This is a genomic window from Streptococcus sp. KHUD_017, from assembly GCF_054861245.1.
In genome coordinates this window covers 1,690,682-1,701,969 of the sequence record NZ_CM142175.1, presented here as the reverse complement: position 1 = coordinate 1,701,969, position 11,288 = coordinate 1,690,682, and the positions used below count along the sequence as shown (strand labels likewise).

General features: G+C 42.8%; 2 protein-coding genes. Both read left to right on the top strand.

What is annotated here, in order from left to right:
• The first annotated feature begins 8 nt into the window (after positions 1-8).
• A complete protein-coding gene (rpoC, locus tag ACVAMZ_RS08475; RefSeq protein WP_461684590.1) occupies positions 9-3,659 on the top strand; it encodes a DNA-directed RNA polymerase subunit beta' in 3,651 nt (1,216 codons plus the stop codon).
• 257 nt (positions 3,660-3,916) lie between these two features.
• Positions 3,917-11,146, top strand: a complete 7,230-nt coding sequence (locus tag ACVAMZ_RS08470; protein WP_461684589.1) for a CshA/CshB family fibrillar adhesin-related protein — start codon at positions 3,917-3,919, stop codon at positions 11,144-11,146.
• The last annotated feature ends 142 nt before the right edge of the window (positions 11,147-11,288 follow it).

Sequence of the window (11,288 nt, the reverse complement as noted above, 5' to 3'; positions counted from 1 at the left end):
AAGAAATAGTGGTTGATGTAAATCGTTTTAAAAGTATGCAAATCACACTAGCTTCTCCAAGCAAAGTCCGTTCATGGTCTTATGGAGAAGTCAAAAAACCTGAAACAATCAATTACCGTACGTTGAAACCAGAACGTGAAGGACTCTTTGACGAAGTAATCTTTGGTCCTACAAAAGACTGGGAATGTGCTTGTGGTAAATACAAACGCATTCGTTACAGAGGGATTGTTTGTGACCGTTGTGGTGTCGAAGTAACGCGTACAAAAGTTCGTCGTGAACGTATGGGACACATCGAGTTGAAAGCTCCTGTATCTCATATCTGGTATTTCAAGGGGATTCCAAGCCGTATGGGCTTGACCCTTGATATGAGTCCTCGTGCCCTCGAGGAAGTTATCTACTTTGCTGCTTACGTGGTGATCGATCCAAAAGATACACCACTTGAGCACAAGTCTATCATGACAGAGCGTGAATACCGTGAACGCTTGCGTGAGTTTGGTCATGGTTCATTCGTTGCCAAAATGGGTGCCGAAGCTATCCAAGACCTCTTGAAACAAGTAGATCTTGAAAAAGAAATTGCTGAACTCAAAGAAGAGTTAAAAACAGCTACTGGACAAAAACGTGTCAAAGCTATCCGTCGTTTGGATGTTTTAGACGCTTTTCACAAGTCTGGCAACAAGCCTGAATGGATGATTCTCAACATCCTTCCAGTTATTCCACCAGATCTTCGTCCAATGTTGCAGTTGGATGGTGGCCGTTTTGCCTCATCTGACTTGAACGATCTTTACCGCCGTGTTATCAACCGTAATAACCGTTTGGCTCGTTTGCTTGAGTTGAATGCACCAGGTATCATCGTTCAAAATGAGAAGCGTATGCTTCAAGAAGCAGTTGATGCTTTGATTGACAATGGTCGTCGTGGTCGTCCGATTACAGGACCAGGTAGCCGTCCACTCAAATCATTGAGCCACATGCTCAAAGGTAAACAAGGACGCTTCCGTCAAAACTTGCTCGGTAAACGTGTTGACTTCTCAGGTCGTTCCGTTATCGCCGTTGGTCCAACTCTTAAGATGTACCAATGTGGTGTGCCACGTGAAATGGCAATCGAGCTCTTTAAACCATTCGTCATGCGTGAAATCGTTGCGCGCGATATCGTGCAAAACGTTAAAGCGGCTAAACGCTTGGTAGAACGTGGAGATGAACGTATCTGGGATATCCTCGAAGAAGTGATCAAAGAACACCCAGTACTTTTGAACCGCGCACCTACCCTTCACCGTTTGGGTATCCAAGCCTTTGAGCCTGTCTTGATTGACGGTAAAGCCCTTCGCTTGCACCCACTTGTCTGTGAAGCCTACAATGCCGACTTTGACGGTGACCAAATGGCCATCCACGTACCACTTTCAGAAGAAGCCCAAGCAGAAGCTCGTATCTTGATGCTTGCTGCTGAGCACATCTTGAACCCTAAAGATGGTAAACCAGTTGTTACTCCATCTCAGGACATGGTTTTGGGTAACTACTACTTGACCATGGAAGAAGCTGGTCGTGAAGGGGAAGGCATGGTCTTCAAAGACCGTGACGAAGCTGTCATGGCTTACCGCAATGGTTATGTTCACCTCCACTCACGTGTTGGTATCGCAACAGATAGCCTTAACAAACCATGGACAGAAGAGCAAAAACACAAAATCTTGCTTACAACTGTTGGTAAAATCCTCTTCAACGATATCATGCCAGAAGGACTACCTTACTTGCAAGAGCCAACAAACGCTAACTTGACAGAAGGTGTTCCGGCTAAGTACTTCTTGCCATTAGGTGGAAATATCAAGGAAGCTATTGAAGGACTTGAACTCAACCCGCCATTCAAGAAGAAAAACCTTGGAAATATCATCGCTGAAATCTTCAAACGTTTCCGTACGACAGAAACATCTGCCCTACTTGACCGTATGAAGAACCTTGGCTACCACCATTCAACTCTTGCAGGTTTGACAGTGGGTATTGCTGATATTCCAGTCGTTGAAGACAAGGCTGAAATCATCGAAGAATCACACAAACGTGTAGAACAAATCACAAAACAATTCCGTCGTGGTATGATCACAGATGACGAACGCTACAATGCTGTTACAGCTGAATGGCGTGCTGCCCGTGAAAAACTCGAGAAACGTTTGGTTGCCAACCAAGATCCTAAGAACCCAATCGTTATGATGATGGACTCTGGAGCCCGTGGTAACATCTCAAACTTCTCACAGCTTGCCGGTATGCGTGGTCTGATGGCTGCTCCGAACGGACGTATCATGGAATTGCCAATCCTTTCAAACTTCCGCGAAGGTTTGTCAGTACTTGAGATGTTCTTCTCAACTCACGGTGCCCGTAAAGGTATGACCGATACGGCCCTTAAGACAGCCGACTCAGGTTACTTGACTCGTCGTTTGGTTGACGTTGCCCAAGACGTTATCATTCGTGAGGATGACTGTGGAACTGACCGTGGTCTCTTGATCCGTTCTATTACTGAAGGTAAAGAGATGATTGAGTCTCTTGAAGAACGTCTCAATGGTCGTTACACTAAGAAAACTGTTAAACACCCAGAAACTGGTGCAGTTATCATTGGTCCAAATGAATTGATCACAGAAGACAAGGCTCGTGAAATCGTCAATGCCGGTGTTGAAGAAGTGACTATCCGCTCTGTATTTACATGTAACACTCGTCATGGTGTCTGCCGTCACTGTTATGGTATCAACTTGGCGACTGGTGATGCGGTTGAAGTTGGTGAAGCAGTTGGTACAATCGCTGCCCAATCTATCGGGGAACCTGGTACACAGCTTACAATGCGTACCTTCCACACGGGTGGGGTTGCCTCAAATACCGATATCACTCAGGGTCTTCCTCGTGTCCAAGAAATCTTCGAAGCCCGCAATCCTAAAGGGGAAGCGGTCATCACAGAAGTCAAAGGGGAAGTTACAGCAATCGAAGAAGATGCTTCAACTCGTACTAAGAAAGTCTTCGTTAAAGGCGAAACTGGAGAAGGCGAATACGTGGTACCATTTACAGGCCGTATGCGTGTACAAGTTGGCGACCAAGTCTCTCGCGGTGCAGCATTGACAGAAGGTTCTATCCAACCAAAACGTCTCCTTGCTGTACGTGATGTCTTGTCAGTTGAAACTTACCTGCTCGGTGAAGTACAAAAAGTTTACCGTAGCCAAGGGGTAGAAATCGGTGACAAACACATCGAGGTAATGGTTCGTCAAATGATCCGTAAAGTTCGTGTCATGGATCCAGGGGATACAGATCTTCTCATGGGTACTCTTATGGATATCAACGACTTTACAGATGCTAACAAGGATGTTCTGATTGCAGGTGGTGTTCCAGCGACTGGTCGCCCAGTCCTTATGGGAATTACCAAAGCCTCACTTGAAACAAATAGTTTCTTGTCAGCTGCTTCCTTCCAGGAAACAACTCGTGTCCTTACAGATGCAGCTATCCGTGGTAAGAAAGACCATCTCCTTGGTCTCAAGGAAAATGTTATCATCGGTAAAATCATCCCAGCTGGTACAGGTATGGCTCGCTACCGTAACCTTGAACCACAAGCAGTCAACGAAGAATCTCTCCTTGCAGATTCACAAGAGGAAGAGCAAGTGGATGTCCAAGTAGAAACTGTGGAAACAAGTGAATAATCTTATTTAGTTAAAAGAGGGGCTTACCCCTCTTTTGGCATGTTTAGGCACTGAAAATTATATGTAATTTTTCTAAAAAAATGATAATTAATTGAAATTAAGTTAACTTAATTTCATCTCTCAAAATGATGAGCATAATACTTTGATTTTAAGTATAATAGTGCTAAAATAAGACGTTGCATGTTTAGGGTTTTTGAAAAACAATGCATAAAATATAACAATATATACACTCCCTAAAGGGTATTGGAGGTAAAATCATGAAAAATGATCTGTTTAACGACCGAATTAGTCGATTTTCGATTCGTAAACTTCATGTAGGAGTTTGCTCGGTCTTACTCGGAACGTTAGTGATGCTCGGAACGGCTACAGGTGTTGGAGCTGATGAAGTAAAAGAAGAAAAACAAGTTGATGGAGTTGCAGCTACAACAGAAGCAGACAAAGCAGAGGCTCCTGTAACTACAGAAGCAGCCCCTGCTAAAGAAGTAACGTATCAAGCAGAAGCAGCCCCTGCAGTTTCAACTGAAGTAAAACCTGAGCTTAAGACTGAAAAGTTGTCAGCTTATGTTGCTGAGATTGAAGGGAACTTGGCAAATGGTAAGTACAGTAACAAGACAGACGAGAGTGTCGAACTTCTTAAAGCTAGTCTTGCGAACGCTCAGAACGTTCTTGCATCTGCTACAAGTCAAGCTGAACTAGATGCAGCTTATCAATCACTTGTAACGACTGTCAATGCTAAACTCAAGAATAAAGAAAAAGTTGTAGCTGAAGAAAAAGTAGCAACTGCTGATAAGACAGAAGTAACAACTGGAAAACCTGCAGAAAACACAAAACCAGCTGAAGGTACTAACGCAATCGCAAATACAGGGGAAAACGACCCTCGTAATGGTAAAGAGATTGACAAGAATACTGCCTTCCGTGCAGATACTGCAACAGCTACTGGAATTGGTGCAGACGTTGAAGACGCAACTTCAACTCCAAAGGTAGAAAAACCTGGCTTTACAACAAATATCAATGCTAAAGACATAGCCAGCCAAATCTCATGGTTGGACTTTGGGGATAAGACTAACTGGACAGGTACAACGACAACTTCAGATGGCAAACTTGCACTCCAAGTTGGTGCTACCTATACTAAGGAAATAATGCCAGGCTATGTAGTTACCATCAAGGTTAAGTCTTTGAAACCATTCCAAGCAACTGAACTCTATAAAAAACGTCTTGAAGAGCGAGGAGCAACAGAAGCAGAAAAAGCAACCTATGATCCAAATGCAAAAAATGGATATATCAACTCTATTAATGATGCAACAACAAAAGCTGCTTTTAATAATAAAGAAGAAGCAAAAGTAATTGCGGATCCACAACATAATAGATGGACTGAAATCCGTAAAGAAGGGATCGACACTGGTACTAAACAAACTACGATTTCTTCAGAATTCAACGGTGGAAATATCGGTGTTCAGTTTGAAATTTCTGCGACCTTCCGCGGGAAAGCGGTCAAACCTGCTATTGTCATGGCGGATGGTGAGTCAGCTAACCCAGGTGAGTTAGTACTCTTCACTACAAACGGTTCAGGTTGGCAACATGTTGGGGAATGGTTTAAAAATAATAACCGAAATACGAAAAACTATGTTCCTCAAGATACAAATAACTTATTCGATCCTACAAAACCTAATAACGTTGTAAATATTGATGGAGTTAACATTACTGGACTTAACTTAAACCTTTTACGTAGAGCAACTGGTGTGGGTGAAGAAGGTAAAACTGTAGCATGGAAATACTATGGAAGCGCAGACTTGAAGACAGGTGGTTTAGGAACAGGAGTATTTGGTCCTAACATATCCGCAGCTAATGTTTCAGTACCACTCGTTATGACGCGTGGGGCTTCTGAAATTGGATTATATATCGCATCTTCAGGTAAACAATCAGCAATGCTTGGTTTCTTCCCGCTTGATGAAGGAGATGCCCCTGAATCATATGGTAAGGCTATTCATTCTATCGCAACGGTTGATGGGCTTACAGGTAAGAAAGTAAACCAACCTTATCTCGGCCACTTGAGTCCTGATATGGATGAAAACAATACCCTTGATTGGACTGGTGACGATAAAGCGACAACGGCTGATGAAGGAATCGACCAATTGCTTCCGAATGACCTCAAAGGAAAAACCAATGAGTTGATCAAGATGGATCGTACAAAACCAGGGAATTACACGATTACTGTTGAAGCTCATACAGACGGGGCGCCTCAAGCCAATATTTATGGTTGGGTTGACTTTAACCAAAACGGTACCTTTGATGAAGACGAACGCTCTGATTTAGCAACCATTACTAAGGATGGAGCCGTTACCCTAAGATTCACCAAGAGCAAAACCTATATCGATCCTAGTGTCAACGAACTAGGAGTACGGTTACGAATTGCTAAGGATGCTGCTCAAATTGAGAGTCCGACAGGAATGGCCTTTTCAGGGGAGGTTGAGGACTTCAAGACTCAAATCACTCACCCACCAAAAGGAGAATTCAAAGAAACAAGTGGTCTTCAAGGGGCGAAGCAAACTGCAACTGTAGCCTTTACTGCTCGAGGTTTGCAAGGCTATAGCTTAACTGAATCAGCAAAAATTGATGAAACAGTAGCACCATACATTGTCGATGCAAATGGGAACAAGGCTACTTTGGATGCTGAAGGCTACTATGTCGTACCAGGTCAAGGTAAATATAAGATTACCGCAAATGGTAAAGACGTAGATGTGGAGTTCATCCCAGAAGATCACTTCCTTGGAACAGCTGATGGAATTTCAATCCGTCGTACAGATAGTAATGGCTACGATACTGGTTGGTCAACTAAATTCCCAGATAAGGAAGCCAACGTTGATACAGTATTAAACACAATGGATGGCCTTTACATCCCAACAGTAACTCCAAGTGAAATTGAAGGTGTTGATAAGACTTCAACTGATGTCCAAGGAGCAACACAAACAGGTACACCAACCTTTAACACAACTCTTACAAATGCTAATGGTGATAAGATTGCTGTCACTCCAAGCTTGGAGTATCCTGCTAAATTAGTGGACCCAGCAACTGGACAAGTCACCAACGCAACTTCTGTAACAGTAGCGGGAGAAGGAACATACTCAATCAATGATGCTACAGGAGAAGTTACCTTTGTTCCAGAACCAGGATTTACTGGTACTGCAAAAGGTGTTACTGTGTCATTGACTGCACCTGTCGGAAGAGATAAAGATGGTACTGTTCGTGATGAATACCTTAAGACTGCTACAGCTAAGTACACACCAACAGTAACTCCAATTACAATCACTCCAACAGATAAGGTTTCTGAGGATATCCAAAACGTTCCACAAACTCAAACTCCTACATTTGAGTTGAGCAACGACAAAACTGCAAAAATCACAAGCAAGAAATTGGTAGACCCAGCTACTGGTCAACCTACTGATGAAACTACTGTGACAGTTCCAGGAGAAGGAAGCTACACAATCGATCCTACTACAGGAGCAGTAACCTTCACACCTGAAAAAGACTTTGTTGGAACCGCTAAAGGCGTTAAGGTTCAAGCAACTGCAACTATCACAAACGCTAATGGTAAGACTGCAACCATTACTTCAGATGCGACCTACACACCAACTGTTGTGCCAGCAGTTCCAACTGCAAGCCCTGCAACTTCAAAAGATATCCAAGGTGCAACTCAAACAGGTACACCAACCTTTGCAGGAACAACTGTTCAAGTAAATGGTGAAGATAAAGCTATCACCATTAAAGAGAATAGCTACACACTTTTGGATAAAGATGGCAATGAAGTTACAACGACACCAGCTTATGCTGAAGATGGAACAACACCAATCGGTACATTCACGGTCGACCCAGCAACTGGTACTGTAACATTCAAACCAACTGATAAATCTTATACAGGTAAAGTAACTCCGGTTAAGGTTCAAGCCGAAAGCTCAAACGGAATCAAGGTTGATACAACTTACACTCCTGAGATTGTTCCAGTAACTCCAACTGCGACTCCAGCTGAAACAACAGACATTCAAGGTGCAACTCAAACAGGGAAACCTGAGTTCAAGGGTGGAACTGTGACTGTTGATGGAGTAGAAAAAACTGTTCCAATCAACGAAGCTGTTCCAGCAACATTTGACGATGGAACAACAACTAAGACAGTTGAAGGAGTTGGTACATACACAGTAGCAGCTGATGGAACAGTAACATTTGTTCCTGAAAAATCATTTGTTGGTAAGGCTCCTGCTGTAACAGTTGTTCGTGAAGATATGAACGGAACAAAAGCTTCTGCAACATATACACCAACAGTAACACCGGTAACACCAACAGCTAAAGATGTTACATCAACAGATATCCAAGGTAAGACACAAACAGGTAAACCAACCTTCACAGAAGGTGATCCAAGTGTACCAATGGATGATGATACACCTGCAACATTTGAAGATGGTTCAACAACTAAGACTATCCCAGGTGAAGGAACATACACAGTAGCACCAGACGGAACAGTTACATTCGTACCAGAAAAATCATTCACAGGAACAGGAACAGGCGTAACTGTTAAACGTGTAGATAAGAACGGTACACCAGTAACAGCTAAGTACACACCAACAGTAACTCCGGTAACACCAACAGCTGAAGATGCTACTTCAACTGATAAACAAGGTCAAACACAATCAGGTAAACCAACATTCACACCAGGTAACTCAGACGTGCCAATGGATGATGATACACCTGCAACCTTCGAAGATGGTTCAACAACTAAGACTATCCCAGGTGAAGGAACATACACAGTAGCACCAGACGGAACTGTAACATTCGTACCAGAAAAATCATTCACAGGAACAGGAACAGGCGTAACTGTTAAACGTGTAGATAAGAACGGTACACCAGTAACAGCTAAGTACACACCAACAGTAACACCAGTAACACCAACAGCTACTCCAGCTGAATCAGTAGCACCTCAAGGCGTGGTTCAAACTGGTACTGTTACATTCACAGAAGGTGACCCAGTTGCACCAATCGACAAGGATACGATTACTCTTCTTGACGAAAATGGTCAACCAGCTACATCAGTAGTTGCTAAATCACCAGAAGGTAAAGAAATCGGTACTTTCACAGTTGATAAAGCAACAGGTGTTGTAACATTCACACCAACTGACAAGTCATACTCAGGTGATGTTGTTCCAGTTAAGGTTCAAGCTAAAGATGCTAATGGTACTGCCGTAGAAACAACTTACACACCTAAGATTACTCCAGTAGTTCCAACAGCAGAACCAGTAACATCAACAGATATCCAAGGTAAGACACAAACAGGTAAACCTAAGTTTACAGAAGGTGACCCAAGTGTACCAATGGATGACGATGTTCCAGCAACATTTGAAGATGGTTCAACAACTAAGACTATCCCAGGTGAAGGAACATACACAGTAGCCCCAGATGGAACTGTAACATTCGTACCAGAAAAATCATTCACAGGAACAGGAACAGGCGTAACTGTGAAACGTGTAGATAAGAACGGTACACCAGTAACAGCTAAGTACACACCAACAGTAACACCGGTAACACCAACAGCAGAACCAGCTACAACTATTGGACCAAAAGGTAAAGAACAGTCTGGTAAACCAACATTCAAGGAAGGCGATAGCCGTGTTCCAATGAATGATGATGTTCCAGCTACATTTGACGATGGTTCAACAACTAAGACAATTCCAGGTGTTGGTACTTACACAGTAGCACCAGACGGAACAGTAACCTTCAAACCAGAACCTGAATTTACAGGAACAGCTCCATCTGTTACAGTTGTTCGTGAAGATATGAACGGAACAAAAGCTTCTGCAACATACACACCAACAGTAACACCAGTTACTACATTTGTAGATAAAGAAGGTAAAGCAATTCCAGGATATCCAACAGAAGACGGTGAAAATCCTAAGAAAGATATTCCAGGATACCGCTTCGTAGAGACTAAGAAACTTCCAAACGGCGACACAGAACATGTCTACGAAAAAGTGAAGACTAGTCACAAGGATAAAGACGGAAATGAAATTCCAGGATATCCAACAGAAGACGGCGAAAATCCTAAGAAAGACATTCCAGGATACCGCTTCGTAGAGACTAAGAAACTTCCAAACGGCGACACAGAACATGTCTACGAAAAAGTGAAGACTAGTCACAAGGATAAAGACGGAAATGAAATTCCAGGATATCCAACAGAAGACGGCGAAAATCCTAAGAAAGATATTCCAGGATACCGCTTCGTAGAGACTAAGAAACTTCCAAACGGCGACACAGAACATGTCTACGAAAAAGTGAAGACTAGTCACAAGGATAAAGACGGAAATGAAATTCCAGGATATCCAACAGAAGACGGCGAAAATCCTAAGAAAGATATTCCAGGGTACCGCTTCGTAGAGACTAAGAAACTTCCAAACGGCGACACAGAACATGTCTATGAAAAAGTGAAGACTAGTCACAAGGATAAAGACGGAAATGAAATTCCAGGATATCCAACAGAAGACGGCGAAAATCCTAAGAAAGACATTCCAGGATACCGCTTCGTAGAGACTAAGAAACTTCCAAACGGCGACACAGAACATGTCTACGAAAAAGTGAAGACTAGTCACAAGGATAAAGACGGAAATGAAATTCCAGGATATCCAACAGAAGACGGCGAAAATCCTAAGAAAGATATTCCAGGGTACCGCTTCGTAGAGACTAAGAAACTTCCAAACGGCGACACAGAACATGTCTATGAAAAAGTGAAGACTAGTCACAAGGATAAAGACGGAAATGAAATTCCAGGATATCCAACAGAAGACGGCGAAAATCCTAAGAAAGACATTCCAGGATACCGCTTCGTAGAGACTAAGAAACTTCCAAACGGCGACACAGAACATGTCTACGAAAAAGTGAAGACTAGTCACAAGGATAAAGACGGAAATGAAATTCCAGGATATCCAACAGAAGACGGCGAAAATCCTAAGAAAGATATTCCAGGGTACCGCTTCGTAGAGACTAAGAAACTTCCAAACGGCGACACAGAACATGTCTATGAAAAAGTGAAGACTAGTCACAAGGATAAAGACGGAAATGAAATTCCAGGATATCCAACAGAAGACGGCGAAAATCCTAAGAAAGACATTCCAGGATACCGCTTCGTTGAAACTAAGAAGTTGCCAAACGGTGACACAGAGCACGTTTATGAGAAGGTTAAGACTCCAGATCCAGATCCAGAGCCAACTCCAGATCCGAAACCAACTCCAGATCCAGAGCCAACTCCAGATCCGAAACCAACTCCAGATCCAGAACCAACTCCAGATTCAGAAAAACCAGAAGCTCCAGTTAAACCAGCTCCAGCTAAGGAAAATACTCCTCAATTGCCAAACACAGGTACTAAGGATAATGCTAGCCTTGCTGCCCTTGGTTTAGTAGGTGTCTTGAGTGGATTTGGACTTATCGCTCGTAAAAAGAAAGAAGACTAATCAACTCTGTAAAGTAGTGAGAAAGTCACCTTTCTAATTAAAAACTAGTGCATCCAAGGATGTACTAGTTTTTTTAATCTCCTTGCTGCTTGTCTTAAGGATAGAACTATGCTACAATCGTGTAAAATAAACAAGGATATCA